Source organism: Streptomyces sp. (genome assembly GCF_031181555.1).
GTDB classification, from domain to species: Bacteria; Actinomycetota; Actinomycetes; order Streptomycetales; family Streptomycetaceae; genus Streptomyces; species Streptomyces fimbriatus.
The window spans coordinates 1-18,437 of record NZ_JAPSKQ010000023.1; the positions used below are offsets into that span (position 1 = coordinate 1).

At 72.6% G+C, this 18,437-nt stretch carries 21 protein-coding genes; 12 read left to right on the forward strand and 9 right to left on the reverse strand.

Annotated features, from left to right (window positions below; genetic code table 11):
- Positions 1 to 86: 86 nt before the first annotated feature.
- Together RIM90_RS07495 and RIM90_RS07500 are read right to left on the reverse strand one after the other, a co-directional pair.
- Positions 87 to 482, reverse strand: a complete 396-nt coding sequence (locus RIM90_RS07495; RefSeq protein ID WP_309059784.1) for a hypothetical protein — start codon at positions 480 to 482, stop codon at positions 87 to 89.
- 126 nt (positions 483 to 608) lie between these two features.
- Positions 609 to 1,031, reverse strand: a complete 423-nt coding sequence (locus RIM90_RS07500) for an Hsp20/alpha crystallin family protein (RefSeq protein ID WP_309059785.1) — start codon at positions 1,029 to 1,031, stop codon at positions 609 to 611.
- Positions 1,032 to 1,346: 315 nt separating this feature from the next.
- Here RIM90_RS07500 and dnaK point away from each other — a divergent pair, with 315 nt between their 5' ends.
- The gene (dnaK, locus tag RIM90_RS07505) at positions 1,347 to 3,230 is read left to right on the forward strand and encodes a molecular chaperone DnaK (RefSeq protein WP_309059786.1); all 1,884 of its coding nucleotides are present in this window, start codon (positions 1,347 to 1,349) and stop codon (positions 3,228 to 3,230) included.
- Positions 3,227 to 3,811 carry a nucleotide exchange factor GrpE gene (gene grpE, locus RIM90_RS07510; protein ID WP_309059787.1) on the forward strand — a complete coding sequence of 195 codons (585 nt, stop codon included), beginning with the start codon at positions 3,227 to 3,229 and terminating at the stop codon, positions 3,809 to 3,811. Before dnaK ends, grpE begins: the two co-directional genes overlap by 4 nt.
- A gap of 201 nt (positions 3,812 to 4,012) precedes the next feature.
- Here grpE and RIM90_RS07515 read toward each other — a convergent pair whose 3' ends face one another.
- Positions 4,013 to 4,174: a hypothetical protein gene (locus RIM90_RS07515; protein ID WP_309059788.1), complete on the reverse strand. Its 162-nt coding sequence runs from the start codon at positions 4,172 to 4,174 to the stop codon at positions 4,013 to 4,015.
- Positions 4,175 to 4,231: 57 nt separating this feature from the next.
- Positions 4,232 to 4,657, reverse strand: a complete 426-nt coding sequence (locus RIM90_RS07520) for an Hsp20/alpha crystallin family protein (protein WP_309059789.1) — start codon at positions 4,655 to 4,657, stop codon at positions 4,232 to 4,234.
- Positions 4,658 to 5,010: 353 nt separating this feature from the next.
- Here RIM90_RS07520 and RIM90_RS07525 point away from each other — a divergent pair, with 353 nt between their 5' ends.
- The 4 genes from RIM90_RS07525 (at position 5,011) to RIM90_RS07540 (ending at position 7,602) form a co-directional block, all read left to right on the forward strand.
- Positions 5,011 to 5,385 carry a hypothetical protein gene (locus RIM90_RS07525; protein ID WP_309059790.1) on the forward strand — a complete coding sequence of 125 codons (375 nt, stop codon included), beginning with the start codon at positions 5,011 to 5,013 and terminating at the stop codon, positions 5,383 to 5,385.
- An 84-nt stretch (positions 5,386 to 5,469) separates the two neighbouring features.
- Positions 5,470 to 5,892 (forward strand): Hsp20/alpha crystallin family protein, encoded by a 423-nt coding sequence (locus tag RIM90_RS07530; RefSeq protein ID WP_309059791.1) that lies wholly within the window; start codon positions 5,470 to 5,472, stop codon positions 5,890 to 5,892.
- Between the two features lie 173 nt (positions 5,893 to 6,065).
- Positions 6,066 to 6,458 carry a DUF2267 domain-containing protein gene (locus tag RIM90_RS07535; RefSeq protein ID WP_309059792.1) on the forward strand — a complete coding sequence of 131 codons (393 nt, stop codon included), beginning with the start codon at positions 6,066 to 6,068 and terminating at the stop codon, positions 6,456 to 6,458.
- A 229-nt stretch (positions 6,459 to 6,687) separates the two neighbouring features.
- Positions 6,688 to 7,602 carry a HipA family kinase gene (locus RIM90_RS07540; RefSeq protein ID WP_309059793.1) on the forward strand — a complete coding sequence of 305 codons (915 nt, stop codon included), beginning with the start codon at positions 6,688 to 6,690 and terminating at the stop codon, positions 7,600 to 7,602.
- 66 nt (positions 7,603 to 7,668) lie between these two features.
- On the opposite strand, the gene aceB is transcribed toward RIM90_RS07540, so the two are convergent.
- The gene (gene aceB, locus RIM90_RS07545) at positions 7,669 to 9,294 is read right to left on the reverse strand and encodes a malate synthase A (protein WP_309059794.1); all 1,626 of its coding nucleotides are present in this window, start codon (positions 9,292 to 9,294) and stop codon (positions 7,669 to 7,671) included.
- Between the two features lie 244 nt (positions 9,295 to 9,538).
- Positions 9,539 to 10,153 carry a nucleotidyltransferase family protein gene (locus tag RIM90_RS07550; RefSeq protein WP_309059795.1) on the reverse strand — a complete coding sequence of 205 codons (615 nt, stop codon included), beginning with the start codon at positions 10,151 to 10,153 and terminating at the stop codon, positions 9,539 to 9,541.
- Between the two features lie 233 nt (positions 10,154 to 10,386).
- On the opposite strand from RIM90_RS07550, the gene RIM90_RS07555 reads away from it, so the two are divergent.
- A complete protein-coding gene (locus RIM90_RS07555; protein ID WP_309059796.1) occupies positions 10,387 to 10,674 on the forward strand; it encodes a DUF5955 family protein in 288 nt (95 codons plus the stop codon).
- A 103-nt stretch (positions 10,675 to 10,777) separates the two neighbouring features.
- On the opposite strand, the gene RIM90_RS07560 is transcribed toward RIM90_RS07555, so the two are convergent.
- Positions 10,778 to 11,584, reverse strand: a complete 807-nt coding sequence (locus RIM90_RS07560) for an IclR family transcriptional regulator (protein WP_309059797.1) — start codon at positions 11,582 to 11,584, stop codon at positions 10,778 to 10,780.
- A 262-nt stretch (positions 11,585 to 11,846) separates the two neighbouring features.
- Between RIM90_RS07560 and allB the strand changes: the two genes are divergently transcribed.
- Complete coding sequence (gene allB / locus RIM90_RS07565; RefSeq protein ID WP_309059798.1) at positions 11,847 to 13,187, forward strand: allantoinase AllB; 1,341 nt, start codon at positions 11,847 to 11,849, stop codon at positions 13,185 to 13,187.
- Between the two features lie 31 nt (positions 13,188 to 13,218).
- Entirely contained in the window at positions 13,219 to 14,343 is a 1,125-nt protein-coding gene (gene alc / locus RIM90_RS07570; protein WP_309059799.1) for an allantoicase, read from the forward strand.
- 70 nt (positions 14,344 to 14,413) lie between these two features.
- Here alc and RIM90_RS07575 read toward each other — a convergent pair whose 3' ends face one another.
- Positions 14,414 to 15,169, reverse strand: coding sequence for an SDR family oxidoreductase (locus RIM90_RS07575; RefSeq protein WP_309059800.1), 756 nt, complete (start codon positions 15,167 to 15,169; stop codon positions 14,414 to 14,416).
- Between the two features lie 142 nt (positions 15,170 to 15,311).
- Between RIM90_RS07575 and RIM90_RS07580 the strand changes: the two genes are divergently transcribed.
- A complete protein-coding gene (locus tag RIM90_RS07580) occupies positions 15,312 to 15,938 on the forward strand; it encodes a dihydrofolate reductase family protein (protein WP_309059828.1) in 627 nt (208 codons plus the stop codon).
- Between the two features lie 48 nt (positions 15,939 to 15,986).
- Here RIM90_RS07580 and RIM90_RS07585 read toward each other — a convergent pair whose 3' ends face one another.
- Positions 15,987 to 16,187: a hypothetical protein gene (locus RIM90_RS07585; RefSeq protein WP_309059801.1), complete on the reverse strand. Its 201-nt coding sequence runs from the start codon at positions 16,185 to 16,187 to the stop codon at positions 15,987 to 15,989.
- Between the two features lie 179 nt (positions 16,188 to 16,366).
- Between RIM90_RS07585 and RIM90_RS07590 the strand changes: the two genes are divergently transcribed.
- Both RIM90_RS07590 and RIM90_RS07595 read left to right on the forward strand, forming a co-directional pair.
- Positions 16,367 to 17,653: a histidine kinase gene (locus tag RIM90_RS07590; RefSeq protein ID WP_309059802.1), complete on the forward strand. Its 1,287-nt coding sequence runs from the start codon at positions 16,367 to 16,369 to the stop codon at positions 17,651 to 17,653.
- A gap of 101 nt (positions 17,654 to 17,754) precedes the next feature.
- Entirely contained in the window at positions 17,755 to 18,429 is a 675-nt protein-coding gene (locus RIM90_RS07595; RefSeq protein ID WP_309059803.1) for a response regulator transcription factor, read from the forward strand.
- Positions 18,430 to 18,437: the final 8 nt, after the last annotated feature.

Consider the following 18,437-nt stretch of genomic DNA (forward strand, 5'->3'; position numbering starts at 1 on the left):
GGACGATCCACGGGTGGAGGCGGAGCGGGCCCCTGCCGCGGCGGGCCGTCACCGCTGCTTCCGGCCACCGGTGACGGCCCCGCACGTCATCCGTGCCCCGCCCGTCCGGACGAGGCGGCGGGAGTGTCCTGCTGGGGCTGCTCATGGGCGTTCGCCTCCAGCGGTGGTGCGGCATGCCGGTCGGTGCGGTGGAGCTCGCGGGACGTGGTGATCCTGTGCCGGGGGGTGCCGACGGGGCCGGGTGGGACGGGGACGGACCGGCGAGCGGTGAGACGACCCACCCAGCGACGGCCGCAGAGGGAGCAGGGCGGAGCGCCCTGGGGGTCATAGGGGGACGGCACGCCGTGACCGTCGCGGGTGAAGTACTCCCATTCGTCCCCGTTCTCGTCGCGGTAGTACTGCACGTCGTAGTCGGCGCTCCACCTGTGCCAGCAGTGGCCGCAGGTGAATTCCACGCGCTCCACAGCGAGTTCGGTGATCATCGGCTTGTCTCCTCTCGGATGCCTGTCTCCTTCCGGAGGGCCGTCGGCCGCACGTCCCCGCGGACCGGGCCCACCCGAGCGCCGACGGGTACGCCGCGTCCGGAGCACGGTCCGGACGCGCGGCCGTCAGCCGGTGATTTCCTTCTTCTCCCCGGCGTGGCCGACCTCGATCCTGCGGGGCTTCGCCTCCTCGGCCACCGGGATCTTCACCGTCAGCACCCCGGCGTCGTAACCGGCCTCGATGCGCTCCACGTCCAGCGTCTCGCCGAGGAACAGTTGCCGTCGGAACACCCCGTGCGGCCGCTCGGCCACGACCATCTCCGCCTGGGAGATCCCCGGCGCGGGGCGCTCGGCGTGCACGGTCAGCGCGTTCTGCTCGACACTCAGATCGATGCTGTCCGGGTCGACACCGGGAAGGTCCAGGTGGACCCAGAACGCACCCTCGCGTTCGTAGGCGTCCATCGGCATGGTCACCGGCCGGCCCGCGGCACCCAGGAGCTGCTCGGCCAGACGGTCCAGTTCACGGAAGGGATCGGTGCGCAGCAGCATCGCCGTCACACTCCTCTCGGATGGTGACAGGCCGTCCTCGACGGCCGCTTCCACGAACCGCTTTCACCGCCCCATATACCCCACACCAGGCATATTGGCAATGTGCGGGCAAGGCCGCCCGGTGGCCGGCTGCGCTCGGCAGGCGCAGGGCGGGACCGCACGTCCCCGGGGACCGGATTCCGCCCGTTGCGGGTCGCAAAAGCCCCCAAAGAGGTGGAAACCGTGACTCATTGACAAACCGAGATGCGCACTTTATCCAGACTCTTAGCGAGGTGTGTCTGCTCCGGTTCCGGGACGCAGATGGAGGAGAGGACCATGACACGCGCGGTGGGAATCGACCTCGGCACCACCAACTCGGTGGTCTGCGTGCTGGAGGGCGGAGAGCCCACGGTCATCACCAACACGGAAGGGGCGCGGACCACCCCGTCGGTGGTCGCCTTCGCCAAGAACGGCGAGGTGCTGGTCGGTGAGGTGGCCAAGCGCCAGGCCGTCACCAACATCGAGCGCACCGTGCGTTCCGTGAAGCGCCACATGGGCGAGGCGCAGTGGCGGTTCCCGGAGACGGGGAGCGTCGACGGCAAGCGGTACACGGCGCAGGAGATCTCCGCACGCGTGCTGCAGAAGCTGAAGCGGGACGCGGAGGCGTACCTCGGCGAGGACGTCACCGACGCGGTGATCACGGTTCCGGCGTACTTCAACGACTCCCAGCGCACCGCGACCAAGGAGGCGGGGGAGATCGCCGGGCTGAAGGTGCTGCGGATCATCAACGAGCCCACGTCCGCCGCCCTGGCCTACGGCCTGGACAAGGAGAACGACCAGACGGTGCTGGTCTTCGACCTCGGTGGCGGCACCTTCGACGTGTCGCTGCTGGAGATCGGCGAGGGCGTGGTCGAGGTCAAGGCCACCAACGGTGACACGCACCTGGGCGGCGACGACTGGGACCAGCGGATCGTCGACCACCTGGCCGAGCAGTTCAAGAACCACTACGGCGTCGACCTGACGAAGGACAAGATGGCCGTGCAGCGGCTGCGCGAGGCCGCGGAGCGGGCGAAGATCGAGCTGTCGTCGTCCTCCGAGACGACGATCAACCTGCCGTACGTCACCGCCTCCGCCGAGGGCCCGCTGCACCTGGACGAGAAGCTCACCCGCGCCCAGTTCGAGCAGCTGACGGCCGACCTGCTGGAGCGGTGCGAGGGCCCGTTCCACCATGCGGTCGAGGACGCCGGGATCAAGGTGTCCGACATCGACCACGTCATCCTGGTCGGCGGTTCGACGCGGATGCCGGCGGTGACCGGTCTGGTGCGGGAGCTGACCGGCAAGGACCCGCACAAGGGGGTCAACCCGGACGAGGTCGTCGCCGTCGGCGCAGCCCTGCAGGCCGGTGTCCTCAAGGGCGAGGTCAAGGACGTCCTGCTGCTGGACGTCACCCCGCTGTCCCTCGGCATCGAGACCAAGGGCGGCATCATGACCAAGCTGATCGAGCGCAACACCACGATCCCGACGAAGCGTTCGGAGATCTTCACCACGGCCGAGGACAACCAGCCGTCGGTGCAGATCCAGGTCTACCAGGGCGAGCGCGAGATCGCGGCCTACAACAAGAAGCTCGGCATGTTCGAGCTGACCGGTCTGCCCCCGGCGCCGCGCGGCGTCCCGCAGATCGAGGTCTCCTTCGACATCGACGCCAACGGCATCATGCACGTCTCCGCCAAGGACCTCGGCACGGGCAGGGAGCAGCGCATGACGGTCACCGGCGGCTCCTCCCTGCCGAAGGGGGACATCGACCGCATGATGCGCGAGGCCGAACAGCACGCCGAGGAGGACCGGCGCAGGCGCGAGGCCGCCGAGACCCGCAACCGCGCCGAGCAGGTCGCCTACCAGACCGAACGGCTGCTCGCCGACAACGCCGACAAGATCCCCGCCGACGTCAGGGGCGAGGTCGACAGCGCCCTGGCGGAGCTGAAGGAGGCGCTGAAGAGCGAGTCGGCCGACACGGCAACCCTGCGGCAGACCGCCGACAAGGTCACCGCCGCGGCCCAGAAGGTGGGCACCGTCATGTACGCGCAGGCTCAGCAGACCCAGGGCCGGCAGGCGGCCGGCGGTGGCGCGGGCGGCGGCGAGGAAGGCGCCGCCGGACAGGACGAGGAGGTCGTCGACGCCGAGATCGTCGACGACGACACGCGGCAGGAGGGCACCGGATGACCCGCCGAAGCGACCCGGACCGCCCTGTCGGGCACCCGCTGTCGATCGTCCGGGGCAACCCGCGGCCGGCTTCGGGAACCAGTCTGGAGCCCCGCCGCCGCGGCGACGTCGAGCCCGCCCGGCGGGCCGACGGGACCGCGGACGAGGCCGACCTGCTGCGGACGCGACTGCGTGAGTGCACGGCGGACCTGCAGCGGGTGACGTCCGAGTACGACAACTACCGCAAGCGGGTCCGCCGGGACCGCCGCTCGGTCGGGGAGGCCGCCGTGGCCAACGTGCTCACCGGACTCCTCCCCGTCCTCGACGCCATTGACGAGGCCCGCAGGCAGGGAGATGTCACCGGCGGCTTCCAGCGCGTCGTCGAGGTACTGGAAACCGAACTCGCGGCCCTGGGGCTGCGGTCGTTCGGCACGGCGGGCGATCTCTTCGACCCCGTGCTGCACGAGGCCGTCTCCTGCACCCGCTCCGCCCATGTCCACCGGCCCACCTGCACCGCGATCCTGCGCCCCGGCTACCGGGTCGGCGACCGGCTCCTGCGGCCCGCTCAGGCGGAGATCGCCGAACCACCGGCCCGCCGGTAGGACGCCTCGGGTCCGCGGACACCGAGCCGGCCGTCGGTTCACGCGCCGCGGTGGAACGGCCGGGGAGACGGGCGCCGGCGTGCGCGCAGGCCGGGGCCGACGACGACCGGGACGCGGGCGAAGCCGGCACCGCGCACGCGGGCGTCAGGGGGCGGGTCCCGGTCCTGCGCGCCGGTGCCGGGACCGCCGCGGACGGACGCGCTAGCGGCCGCCCAGGGCTGCTCGCAGCTGCTGGTGGCGGTCGAGGTCCTCCCACGTGTCGTGGTGGGGCGGACCGGGGCTGCGGCGCCCGGTGTTCCAGGCCCAGACGCTGGCGGTGATGCCGGTGACGAGCGGTACGAGCAGCCACAGCAGGGCGCTCACGATCGGACCTCCTCCACGTCGTTGACCGGTGTGCGTGAAACCGTGACGGCTGTCTTCTCAGGAAGTGAGCTGTTTGTGCGCGCCGCCGGTGATGGCGATCTTGCGGGGCTTGGCGTGGTCGGCGAGGGGGATGCGCAGCGTCAGGACGCCGTTGTCGTAGCGGGCGTCGACGGTGCTGCTGTCCAGGGCGTCGGACAGGGCCAGGCGGCGGGTGAACCGGCCGGTGGGACGCTCGGTCAGCACCGGGGCGGCGCCCGCGGGGATGGGCGAGGGGCGTTCGGCGGTCAGGGTCAGGGTGCCGCGTTCGACGGTCAGGTCGATGTCTGCGGGGTCCACGCCGGGCAGGTCGAACTGCAGGTAGAGGGCCTGGTCATCGCGCCAGGCATCCACCGGGATGACGGCGTCGGCCGCCCCCGCGGCGGCGTGCGTCGGCTGATGCGTCAACCGGTCGAGATCGCCGAGAGCTCCGGTGCGCACGAGCATGTCCCCATTTCTCCCTTCACTCCTGCGCCGGGTCGGCGGTCGCCTGGGGCCCGGCGGCATGGGCACGCGTTGTTCATATAATCAATCGCAGTAGATTTGACAAGTGGCGACTAGCTGAAATTGACAGCCTTCGACTCAAGTAGTCATCGGGATGCGCGAACGAGCGCGTCGACCGTCTGAATGACGTCACGCGGCGCGGTCGGCGCGGCCCGGGGCTCCGAAGGGAGGCCGCCGGTGACGGCACCGATCCCGGTGATGGCCGCCGGAGCCGGAGCACCGATCACCGGTGGCGCGGAGCTGCGGGCGGCGCCTGCGGCGCGCCGCGGATGCGGGGACACGGCAGGTGAGCGTCGATGACACGGTTGCGCGAGGACGGCGGTGACCTGGTGGTGCGGCTGCCGTGGCGGTGGGCGTGGGCCGCGCGGCGCCGCACCGTGCGTCTGCCGCTCGGACGCGTGGGCGAGGTGAGGGTGGAGCCGGACTGGTGGCGGGCCGTGCGGCCGCGGCCCGGTCGCCGCTACCGCTTCCGTCCCGGGCGCTGGTGTGTGGGCGAACTGGAGCATGTCCGGGGCCGCGACTTCGTCGCCCTGCGGGCCGGGGGCCCGGTCCTGGTGGTGACCGCCTTCGGCGGGGACGCGCCCTTCACCCGCCTCGCACTGTCGACGGACGACCCCGGGGCCGCGGCCGCATGGCTGCGCCGCGCGGCAGGAGAACGCCATAAATCTTGAGTCGAGGGGTGTCAACTTTCTCGATGTGAGGTATATAAGAAGGAGAGCGAAGGACAGGGACGACCACGTGAAGGAGGGGTGCAGATGCTGATGCGTACGGATCCCTTCCGCGAGCTCGACCGGCTCGTCGAGCGGGTCTGGGGCACGGCCGCCCGCCCGGTCGGCATGCCGATGGACGCCTGGCGCGAGGGTGACACGTTCTTCGCGGAACTCGACCTGCCCGGCGTGACGCCCGAGTCGATCGACCTCGACGTCGAGCGCAACGTCCTGACCGTGAAGGCCGAACGCGAGCCGGCGTACGGCGACGAGACCGAAACGGTGATCACCGAGCGGCCCACGGGGACGTTCAGCCGGCAGCTGTTCCTCGGCGAGAACCTGGACCCCGAGCGGATCGAGGCTTCCTACGAGGCGGGCGTGCTGAAGCTGCGGATCCCGGTCGCCGACCGGGCCAAGCCCCGCAAGATCGCCATCAGCGGCGGCGAGAGCCGCAAGGAACTCGACAGCTGACCCGAAGCCGACTCCCCCTTCGGCAGGTCACTGAGGACAGGGCCCAGGCAGCCGCCTGGGCCCTGAGGCATCCGGGCCGGATGCCGTGCCACGGAGGACGACCGGGGTACACGACACCGAACCCGGCAGGGGGGCCCGTGCGCCAGTACGGCGCGGGAGGAAGCGAGGCGGCGATGAAGCGCGACGAATTCCTCGCCCGGGTGCGCGAGCGCGGCGAGTACACCAACCAGGACGAGGCCCTGGCCATCACGCAGGAGGTCCTCGCCGTGCCGCCGCAACGGATCACACCCGGCGAGGCCGAGGACCTCGCGCCCCAGCCGCCCGGCCCGCTGCAGCAGGCGCTGACGTCCGCCGATCACGAGCAGCCCGAGAAGTTCGGGAGCGAGGAGTTCCACCGGCGGGTGGCGGAGCGCACCGGGGCCCGGCCCCGTACCGCCCTGTGGGACGACGGCGCGGTGCTGACCACGGTCGCCGACGCCGTCCCCGGCGGCGAGCTCAACCAGGTCATCAGCCGGCTCCCCTCCAGCCACGCCGTCCTGTTCGGCAAGGCGGACCTCGCCGGCTGAGCCCGCCGCGAAGCAGCCGACGGCGGCGGCTGCCGTGCGCCCGCGCCGCAGCTCGTCCGGCTCGGCACGCCTGCGGCACCGCGCTCGCCGGGATCCGGATCGGGCACTCCTCCCCGGCTGTCACACTCGGTTACTATGCTCACTTCATGCCGGAGGCCGGACGCAAGCGGCGCACCGCCTCGGAGCTGGTCATGGGATATGAGGCAAACGACCTGTGGGGCCTTGGAAGATGCTGAGAGAGGTCACCGCGACCCGCTACATCACACCCCTGCGCTCCGGCGGCTCCGTGCCCGGCGTCGTCGAGGCCGACGACCTGGGCACGTACGTCGTGAAGTTCACCGGCTCCGCGCAGGGGCACAAGGCGCTGGTCGCCGAGGTGATCGTCGGTGAGCTGGCCCGCGCCCTGGGCCTGCGCTTCCCCGAGCTGGTCCTGGTGCACTTCGACCCGGCGGTCGCCGAGCGCGAGCCGCACCAGGAGGTGCGGGAGCTGCACGCCTCCAGCGCCGGGCTCAACCTCGGCATGGACTACCTGCCGGGCGCGCGCGACTTCACCCCCGAGGTCGCGCAGGTGTTCCCCGTCGATCCGCTGGAGGCGGGGAGGATCGTCTGGCTCGACGCGCTGACCGTCAACGTCGACCGCACCGTCCACAGCTCCAACCTGATGGTCTGGCCGACGTTCGGCGTCGCACCCCCGCGCCTGTGGCTGATCGACCACGGGGCCGCACTCGTCTTCCACCACCGCTGGGACGGCACCGACCCGCGCAAGGCGTACGACTTCCGCCATCACGCCCTCGGCCACTACGGCCCCGACGTCCGCGCCGCCGACGCCGAACTCGCCCCCCGGGTGACCGAGGAGCTGCTGCGGTCGATCACCGCGGAGGTGCCCGACGCCTGGCTGGCCGACGAGCCGGACTTCGCCACGCCCGACGAGGCCCGCGAGGCGTACGTGACGTACCTCCACGCGCGTGCGCGGGCGTCCGAGGCCTGGCTGCCCACCGACTTCCCGAGCGCCCAGGAGCTCGCCGAGGAGAACGCCCGGCGTGCGGCGCGGACCCGGCAGGGCCGCCCGGACTGGCTCAAGCGGGTCCCGGACCTGCACGGCAAGCCGGCGGCGGAACAGGACTGGTCGGTGCACCTGGGGTGACGGCCGTACGCGGCGGACGGCCGAGTGGCCCGGGGGAGTCCCCGGGCCACTCGGTCACAGGAGGGCTCAGCCCTTGAGCTGCTCGTACGCCGGCAGGGTCAGGAAGTCGGCGTAGTCCTCGTCGAGGGAGACCTTCAGCAGCAGGTCGTGCGCCTGCTGCCAGTTGCCGGCCGCGAACGCCTCCTCGCCGATCTCGGCGCGGATGTTCGCCAGCTCCTCGGCGGCGACCTTGCGGGCCAGCTCGGCGGTGACCTGCTCGCCGTTGTCGAGGACGACGCCGGCGTTGATCCACTGCCAGATCTGGGAGCGGGAGATCTCGGCGGTGGCCGCGTCCTCCATCAGGTTGAAGATGGCCACCGCGCCGAGTCCGCGCAGCCAGGCCTCGATGTAGCGGATGCCGACCTGGACGGCGTTGACCAGGCCCGCGTACGTCGGCTTGGCGTCCAGCGAGTCGATGGCGATGAGGTCCTCCGCCTTGACGTCGACGTCCTCGCGCAGCCGGTCCTTCTGGTTCGGCTTGTCGCCGAGCACGCGGTCGAAGGACTCCATGGCGATCGGGACCAGGTCCGGGTGGGCGACCCAGGAGCCGTCGAAACCGTCGTTCGCCTCGCGGTCCTTGTCGGCGCGGACCTTCTCGAAGGCCACCTTGTTGACCTCCGGGTCACGGCGGGACGGGATGAACGCCGCCATGCCGCCGATCGCGTGCGCGCCGCGCTTGTGGCAGGTGCGCACGAGGAGTTCGGTGTACGCGCGCATGAACGGGGCCGTCATGGTGACCGCGTTGCGGTCCGGGAGGACGAACTTCGCCCCGCCGTCACGGAAGTTCTTGACGATGGAGAACAGGTAGTCCCAGCGGCCGGCGTTCAGTCCGGAGGCGTGGTCGCGCAGTTCGTAGAGGATCTCCTCCATCTCGTACGCGGCCGTGATCGTCTCGATGAGGACGGTGGCGCGGACGGTGCCCTGGGGGATGCCCAGGTAGTCCTGCGCGAAGACGAACACCTCGTTCCAGAGGCGGGCCTCCAGGTGGGACTCGGTCTTGGGGAGGTAGAAGTACGGGCCCTTGCCGAGGTCCAGCAGCCGCTTGGCGTTGTGGAAGAAGTACAGGCCGAAGTCGACCAGCGCACCGGGCACCGGGGTGCCGTCCGGGTCGGTGAGGTGGCGCTCGTTCAGGTGCCAGCCGCGCGGGCGCATGACGACCGTCGCCAGCTCCTCGTTCGGGCGCAGGGCGTAGGACTTGCCGGACCTCGGGTCGGTGAAGTCGATGTTCCGGGTGTAGGCGTCGATCAGGTTCAGCTGGCCGAGGACCACGTTCTCCCAGGTGGGCGCCGAGGCGTCCTCGAAGTCCGCGAGCCAGACCTTCGCGCCCGAGTTGAGGGCGTTGATGGTCATCTTGCGGTCGGTGGGGCCGGTGATCTCGACGCGGCGGTCGTTCAGGGCCTCGGGGGCCGGGGCCACCTGCCAGGAGTCGTCCGCGCGGACGGCGGCCGTCTCCGGGAGGAAGTCGAGGGTGGAGGTGCGGGCGATCTCGGCGCGGCGCTCCGCGCGGCGGGCGAGGAGTTCGTCACGCCGGGGCGTGAACCGGCGGTGCAGCTCGGCCACGAAGGCGAGTGCCGTGTCGGTGAGGACCTCGTCCTGCCGGGGCAGGGGCTCGGCGTCGACGATGGCCAGCGGGGACGGCGCTGGAGCGGACATCAGCTGTCACTTCCTTCGGCGTGCATGGCACCGGGTGCCGGTCGACCCGGGTACAGCGGTGGACGCCCGCACAAGGGCCGGGCGCTTCTGAGCAGTGGATAGTAGTTTCCTCATGGTGGAAGTTCAATGGTTTGTTGATGTCGAGATTCTCCGGGTCGAGGGAAGGTGGCTCTCGGTGCCTCCCCCACTCCCGGCTTCGCTCGAGCGGGAGGCGCCCCCACCGCTCGCTCGCCGCCGCCCCGGCTCATTCGAGGTGCGCCAGATCCGCCTCGGTGTCGATGTCGTACGCCGCGGCCACGTCCCCGCACTCGACGAGCGCGACACGCTCCGCGTGCTCCCTCAGATAGGCGCGTGCCCCCCGGTCGCCGGTCGCAGTCGCGGCGACCCCGGCCCAGTGCGCGGCGCCGAACAGGACGGGGTGGCCGCGCACGCCGTCGTAGGCGGCCGAGACGAGCGACTCGATCGAGACGTACGCGCCGAGGACCCGGGCGACGGCCTCCGCCCCGATCCCGGGCTGGTCGACCAGCGAGACCAGCGCGGCGCGCGCGCCGGTACCGGTCAGTGAGTCCAGCCCGGCCCGCAGGGAGGTGCCCATGCCCCGCTCCCACTGAGGGTTGTCGACGAGCACGCACCCCGGCAGCGCGGCGCGGGCGCGCACCTCGTCCGCCCGCGCGCCGAGGACCACGTGCACGCGCGCGCAGCCGCCCGCGCGCAGCGCCCGCACCGCGTGCTCCACGAGCGGCCGGCCCCGGTGGGTGAGCAGTGCCTTCGGCCGTCCGCCGAGGCGCCGGCCGCCGCCCGCGGCCAGCAGCAGTCCCGCCACCGCCGGGATGTCACGGCCCGTGTGATGCGTCGTCATGCGTCCTGCATACCGCACCGGCCGGCGGGCGCCGGGGCGCCGCGGGGTATGGGTGCCCCGGGCTACGATGTCACGCTGTGGAACAAGTCGATGACGCAGCGGACTGGCGCGAGGGGGCCGGGTTGGCGTTTACTGGCGCGCACCGACCGGCGGGGTGTGCTGGGGCCGGGCGGGGAGGCGCACAACGACGTGCCAGGGGGAGGACTGTGGTGCGGAGCGTGGAGCAGAGGCGGATGCCCGGCAGTCACGTGGACCCACGGGTGACGGAGCTGCGCTCCGCCGTGTCCCGGCTGCGCCGGCAACTCGCCGCACATCCCGCGGAGTTCCCGGACCGGGGCATCGCGGAGGAGGAGCTGGCCGTGCTGGATTCGCTGGTCGCGGACGGCAGCCCCGAAGTGCCCCGGCTGCGCCGTTCGCTGTTGCTGATCGCGGGCGCGATCGGCTCGGTGAGCGCGCTGGGACGGGGCGTGCGGGAGGTGCGGGACGCGGTGGAGCTGTTCGGGGAGCCGCCGCGGAACTGACGCGCACCCGCACGTACGCCCCGGGGCCCGGGTGGTGACGAGCCCCCGGCCCGCCGGGGCCGGGGGCTGCCGCCGCTGCGCCGGGGCCGGGGGCTGCGGACGGTCAGGCGGCCGGACCGGTGCCCGACGCGGTGAGCACCTCGGAGAGCTCCGCCGCGACCTGCTGGAGCACCGGCACGATCTTCTCCGTCGCCGCCTCCGTGACCCGCCCCGCGGGACCGGAGATGGAGATCGCCGCAGCCGTGGGGGAGTCCGGCACGGGCACCGCGAGGCAGCGGACGCCGATCTCCTGCTCGTTGTCGTCGACGGCGTAGCCCCGGCGGCGTACGTCCTCCAGCGCCGCGAGGAAGCCCTCCGGGGTGGTGATGGTCTTGTCCGTCGCGGCGGGCATGCCGGTGCGGGCCAGCAGCGCCCGGACCTCCTCCGGCGGGAAACCGGCCAGCAGGGCCTTGCCCACGCCGGTGGAGTGCGGCAGGACGCGCCGGCCGACCTCGGTGAACATTCGCATCGAGTGCTTGGACGGCACCTGCGCCACGTACACGATCTCGTCCCCGTCGAGCAGCGCCATGTTCGCCGTCTCGCCGGTCTCCTCCACCAGGCGGGCCAGGTACGGGCGTGCCCAGGTGCCCAGCAGCCGGGAGGCGGACTCGCCGAGCCGGATCAGGCGCGGGCCGAGCGCGTACCGGCGGTTGGCCTGCTGGCGTACGTAGCCGCAGGCCACGAGCGTGCGCATCAGGCGGTGGATGGTCGGCAGGGGCAGTCCGCTGCTCGCGGACAGCTCGCTCAGGCCGACCTCGCCGCCCGCGTCCGCCATCCGTTCGAGCAGGTCGAAGGCGCGCTCGAGGGACTGCACGCCACCACTGGCGGCGGACCGGGCGGAGTCGGTGGTGCTGGCGCTGGACGTCGGCACGGCGCGTTCCTTTCGGGGCTGGCGGGAAGGGCAGAAGCCTACCCGGCGGCCGGTTGACTGCCCGCTTGTGCATAGCTACATTCTGCTCACCGAAATTATATTTCCACTTCGTGGAATCGTCCAGGGTGTGCCCGTCGGGGCGGCCGCAGGGGGAGCGCGCCCTTGACGGGGTGGGGCCGGGAGTGAAGACTCCTTCAACAGAACGTTGAATTTCGCAGGTGGACGTCAAGTCCAGGCCGGCTGGAAGGTCAGGAGGATCCGGGTGTCCGACGCCGAACTGGTGCTGCGCTCGACGCGTGTCATCACTCCCGAGGGAACGCGCGCCGCGTCCGTCGCGGTCGCCGACGGCATCATCACGGCCGTCCTGCCGCACGACGCGCCCGTCCCCCGGACCGCCCGCCTGACGGACCTGGGCGACGACGTCCTGCTGCCGGGCCTGGTCGACACTCACGTACACGTCAACGACCCCGGCCGCACGGAGTGGGAGGGCTTCTGGACCGCCACGCGCGCCGCGGCGGCCGGCGGCATCACCACGCTCGTCGACATGCCGCTCAACTCCCTCCCGCCGACCACCACGGTCGACCACCTGCGCACCAAGCAGCGGGTCGCCGCCGACAAGGCGCACATCGACGTCGGCTTCTGGGGCGGCGCCCTGCCGGACAACGTCAAGGACCTGCGCCCGCTGCACGAGGCCGGCGTCTTCGGCTTCAAGGCCTTCCTGTCGCCCTCCGGCGTGGACGAGTTCCCGCACCTGGACCAGGAGCAACTGGCCCGCTCCCTCGCCGAGATCGCCGCCTTCGACGGGCTGCTGATCGTGCACGCCGAGGATCCGCACCACCTCGCCGCCGCCCCGCAGCCCGCCGGCCCGAAGTACGCCGACTTCCTCGCCTCCCGCCCGCGCGACGCCGAGGACACCGCCATCGCCCACCTCGTCGACCAGGCCAGACGCCTGGGCGCGCGCGTGCACGTGCTGCACCTCTCCTCCAGCGACGCGCTGCCCCTGATCGCCGCGGCCAAGGCGGACGGCGTGCGCGTCACGGTCGAGACCTGTCCCCACTACCTGACCCTCACCGCGGAGGAGGTCCCGGACGGCGCCAGCGAGTTCAAGTGCTGCCCGCCCATCCGCGAGGCCGCCAACCAGGACCTGCTCTGGCAGGCACTGGCGGACGGCACCATCGACTGCGTCGTCACCGACCACTCCCCGTCCACCGCCGACCTCAAGACGGACGACTTCTCGACCGCCTGGGGCGGCATATCCGGCCTCCAGCTGAGCCTGCCGGCCGTCTGGACCGAGGCCCGCAGGCGCGGCCACGGCCTGGAGGACGTCGTGCGCTGGATGTCGACGCGAACGGCCGAACTCGTCGGACTCGAGGCGCGCAAGGGCGCCATCGCACCCGGCCGCGACGCCGACTTCGCCGTCCTCGCCCCCGACGAGACCTTCACCGTCGACCCGGCGGCCCTCCAGCACCGCAACCCCGTGACGGCGTACGCCGGCAGGACCCTGTACGGCGTCGTGAGGTCCACCTGGTTGCGCGGCCGGCGCATCGTCGCCGACGGCGAGTTCACCGAACCGAAGGGCCATCTGCTCACCCGCTCCCACTGACCCCGACCCCGAAAGGCAGGACCAGATCATCGTGACGGCGATCCCGAGCTTCACCGGCGACGCGAACCCCTACGGCGGCGGTGACCCGTACGCCGACTACCGCACCGCCGACTTCCCCTTCACCCACCTCGCCGATCTCGCCGACCGCCGGCTCGGCGCCGGTGTCATCGCCGCCAACGACGAGTTCTTCGCCCAGCGCGAGAACCTGCTGCTGCCGGGGCGCGCCGAGTTCGACCCCGAGCACTTCGGGCACAAGGGCAAGGTCATGGACGGCTGGGAGACCCGGCGCAGGCGCGGCACCTCCGCCGAGCACCCCTGGCCGGCCGCCGAGGACCACGACTGGGCGCTGATCCGGCTCGGCGCGCCCGGAGTCGTCCGCGGCATCGTCGTGGACACCGCCCACTTCCGCGGCAACTATCCGCAGGCCGTGTCCGTCGAGGGCACCTCGGTGCCGGGCGCCCCGGCCCCGGAGGAACTGCTCTCGGACCGGGTGAAGTGGACGACCCTGGTCCCGCCCACGCCGGTCGGCGGCCACGCCGCCAACGGCTTCGCCGTGTCGGCCGAACAGCGCTTCACCCACCTGCGCCTCAAGCAGCACCCCGACGGCGGCATCGCCCGCCTGCGCGTGTACGGCGAGGTCGTCCCGGACCCGGCGTGGCTGGAGGCGCTGGGCACCTTCGACGTCGTCGCCCTGGAGAACGGCGGCCGGGTCGAGGACGCGTCGAACCTCTTCTACTCACCGGCCACGAACACCATCCAGCCCGGCCGCTCGCGCAAGATGGACGACGGCTGGGAGACCCGGCGCCGACGCGACCGGGGCCACGACTGGATCCGCTACCAGCTGGTGGCCCAGGCGCAGATCCGCGCCCTGGAGATCGACACGGCGTATCTGAAGGGCAACAGCGCCGGCTGGGCCTCGGTGTCGGTGAAGGACACCGCGGCCGACGGGACCGGCGAGTGGCGGGAGGTCCTGCCCCGCACCCGCCTCCAGCCCGACACCAACCACCGCTTCGTCCTCCCGGAACCGGCGGTCGGCACCCACGCGCGCGTGGACATCTTCCCCGACGGCGGCATCTCCCGCCTGCGCCTGTTCGGCACCCTCACCGAGCAGGGCGCGAGCACCCTGGCCGCCCGCCACCGGGAACTGGGCGGCTGACACGACGAGAGCCCGCGGGGAGGGAGCGTCACCCCGCGGGCACATCACCACCCCGTGCGGCGCGTCGGCCTCACGCCGCGTGGCCGCCGTCCACGGCGAACTCCGCGCCGGTGACGTACGCCGCCCCTGCCAGATGGGCGATCGTGTCCGCCACCTCGTCGGCCGTGCCGAAGCGGCCCAGCGCGGTCATGGCCGCCTGGCCGGAGGCGTAGGGGCCGTCCGCCGGGTTCAGGTCGGTGTCGATCGGGCCCGGGTGGACGATGTTCGCCGTGATCCCGCGCCCGCCCAGTTCCCGCGCCAGGGCCTTGGTCAGCCCCACCAGGGCCGACTTGCTCATCGCGTAGAGCGTCCCGCCGGGACCGGGCACGCGCTGGGTCATGCAGGTGCCGACGGTGATGATGCGCCCCCCTTCCGGCAGGTGGGCGGCGGCCGCCCGGGAGGCCATGAAGACCCCGCGCACGTTCACCGCGAGAACCCGGTCGACGTCGGCGGCGGACAGGGTCTCCACCGGGCCGAGCAGACCGACGCCCGCGTTGTTCACCAGGATGTCGAGCCGGCCCAGCGCCCGCACCGCGGCCGTCACCGCCCCGGCGGCCTCCGCCGCGTCCGCCGCGTCCGCGCGCAGGGCCACCGCGCGGCGCCCCAGCGCCTCGACGGCCCGTACGACGTCCGCGGCCGCATCCTTGCCGTTCACATAGGTCACGGCCACGTCCGCGCCCTCCCGCGCGAGCCGCAGCGCCGTCGCCGCGCCGATCCCGCGACTGCCGCCGGTCACCAGGGCCGCCTTGCCGTACAGGGTTCCCGAAGAGTTCGTCAGTGAGTTCATGCGTCCATTCCAGCGGCCCGGGCCCCGGGGTGCTGGCGGCGAACGGACGCCGACCTGGCGCACGACCGATGAGTCGCGGGCGCCGCCGGAGTCCGAACTGATGACCACGCACGCCCCGGACACCGAGAGGCAGGAACCCGCCATGGGCAAGCTCGTTGTCACCACCTTCGTCTCCCTCGACGGCGTCTACCAGGCCCCCGGCGGCCCCCGGGAGGACACCAGGGACGGCTTCGGGCAGGGAGGCTGGAGCGTCCCGTACGGCGACGAGGACTTCGGCCGCTTCGTCAGCGGGGTCTTCTCCCGCGCGGGCGCCTTCCTCCTCGGTCGTCGCACGTACGACATCTTCGCCACGTACTGGCCGAAGGTGACCGACCCGGACGACCCGATCGCCGGCAAGCTGAACGCCCTGCCGAAGTACGTCGTCTCCGGCACCCTCACCGACCCCGGGTGGGCCGGCACCGCCGTGATCGGCGGCGACCTCGCCAAGGAGGTCACCGCCCTCAAGGAGCGCACCGACGGCGAGCTCCAGGTGCACGGCAGCGGCGCCCTCGCGCGGTCCCTGTTCGCGCTCGACCTCGTGGACACCCTCCACCTGCTGACCTTCCCGGTCGTCCTCGGCGCCGGACGCCGCCTGTTCCCGGAGGGCTCGGCAGCGACGGCGTTCCGGCACACCGGCGGGGAGGTCACGGCCGCGGGCGTCTCCGTCCAGTCCTACGACCTGGCGGGCCGCCCCGAGTACGGTTCGTACGAGCTTCCGGAGAACCCCTGACGGCGGCCGGCCGGTGGGCGCCGCCCCGGACGGCGGGCCGGTCGGCGGTCAGCCGGACCTCCGGCTCTCCGCGGCGGCGAACAGGGCGACGCCCAGCACGAGCAGGGCGACGCTCGCGTAGACCTCGTGGCCGTCGAGGAAACCGATCCGCTGCACCAGCCCCCAGTGCCCGTCGGAGAACTCGGTCACCAGACCCGCCACGCCCTGCACCACCGCGATGAAACCCAGGAATCCCAGCAACTGCTTCATGCCGTCGACCCTCGCCCCACGGACCCCCCGCCCGCATCGGCCGCGGGGCGGGACCGGCCCGACGGAAGACCGAGGTCCGCGCCGTCCGGTGCGCCGGAAGTCTGCGGCGGTGCGACTTCGGTAGGCGATCGAGCCCGCGGCGCGGTGGCGCGGATGCCCCGTGCGTAGATTTGCCGACTGTGACTGGTGACAAGGCGGCGCAGACCGCCCCGGTGTTCACGGGGCGCAGATGGTTCTTCCCGTCCGCCCTCATCCACGAACTCGACCCCGACACGGCCCGTTCCGGGCGCCGGCCCCGGCGCACCGCGCGCGACTGGGTCATCGACTTCTCCTGCTTCCTGCTGGCCGTCCTCGTGGGCCTGACGGGCGCCGAAGCGCTCGCCGGCAACTCCGCCGTCCCGGAGTCCCTGGCCCTCGTCGACCAGGTGCTCGGCGCGCTGTCCTGCGCCGCGATCTGGCTGCGCCGGAGATGGCCGCTCGGACTGGCCGCGGTCATGGTCCCGGTCAGTTTCGTCTCGGAGACCTCCGGCGGCGTGGCCGTCATCGCCCTGTTCACGCTCGCCGTGCACCGCCCCTTCCGGTACGTGGCGTGGGTGGGCGGCGCCCACGTGGTGCTCGTCCCGTTCTACTTCTGGTGGCGCCCCGATCCCGATCTGCCGTACCTCGCCTCGCTCGTCCTCTTCACGGTGCTGGCGGTCGCGGTCGTCGGCTGGGGCATGTTCGTGCGGTCCAAGCGGCAGCTCATGCTGAGCCTCAGGGACCGGGCCCGGCGCGCCGAGACGGAGGCGCGGCTGCGGGCCGAGCAGGCGCAGCGGCTCGCGCGCGAGGCCATCGCCCGGGAGATGCACGACGTGCTCGCGCACCGGCTGACGCTGCTGAGCGTGCACGCGGGCGCCCTGGAGTTCCGGCCCGACGCGCCCCGTGAGGAGATCGCGCGGGCGGCGGGTGTCATCCGGGAGAGCGCGCACGAGGCGCTGCAGGACCTGCGGGAGATCATCGGCGTGCTGCGGGCCGGCGAGTCCGACGACGCGGGCCGGCCGCAGCCGACGCTCGCGGCGCTCGGCACGCTGGTCGCCGAGTCCCGGCAGGCCGGTATGAAAGTCACCCTGGAGCAGCGCGTCACCGATCCGGCCGCCGTCCCCGCCTCCGCCGGCCGCACCGCCTACCGGATCGTCCAGGAGGGCCTGACCAACGCCCGCAAGCACGCCCCCGGTGCGGAGGTCACCGTGTCGGTCACCGGCGGCCCGGGGGAGGGCCTCACCGTGACCGTGCGCAATCCCCCGCCCGAGGGACACGTACCGCCCGTGCCCGGCGCCGGGCAGGGCCTGATCGGCCTCACCGAACGGGCCACCCTGGCGGGCGGCACCCTGGACCACGGGCCCACGTCCGACGGCGGGTTCGAGGTGCGGGCACGGCTGCCCTGGGGACGGGCGGGGGCCGCCGCCGGGGCCGGGGAGCGGCGGTGAGCCGTGTGCCGGGCGTGCCGGTGGAAAACCCCCTCACGGGGCCCGGCGGATCGGCCGCTCGGCGTGTCCCGGCCCCGCCCCGCCGTGATGACATACACCCCATGACCGCGATCAGACTGCTCCTCGTCGACGACGACCCACTGGTGCGGGCCGGGCTGTCCTTCATGATGGGCGGCGCCGACGACATCGAGATCGTCGGCGAGGCCGCCGACGGCGGCGAGGTCGAGGCGCTCGTCGACCGCACCCGCCCGGACGTCGTCCTCATGGACATCCGGATGCCGACGGTGGACGGGCTCGCCGCCACCGAGATGCTGCGCCGGCGCGAGGACGCCCCGCAGGTGGTGGTGCTCACCACCTTCCACGCCGACGAGCAGGTGCTGCGGGCACTGCGCGCGGGCGCCGCCGGTTTCGTCCTCAAGGACACACCGCCCGCCGAGATCCTCGCCGCGGTGCGCCGGGTCGCGGCCGGCGACCCCGTCCTGTCGCCCGCCGTCACCCGTCAGCTGATGGAGCACGCGGCCGGCACCGCCGCCGATACCCGGCGCACGCGCGCGCGTGAGCGCATCACCGCCCTCAACGACCGGGAACGCGAGGTCGCCGTCGCGGTCGGCCGGGGCCTGGCCAACGCCGAGATCGCCGCGCGGCTCTTCATGAGCGTGGCCACGGTCAAGACCCACGTCTCCCGGATCCTGGCCAAGCTCGATCTCAACAACCGCGTGCAGATCGCCCTGCTCGCCCACGACGCCGGACTCCTGGAGGACACCGAGGGGCGATAGCGCCGTGC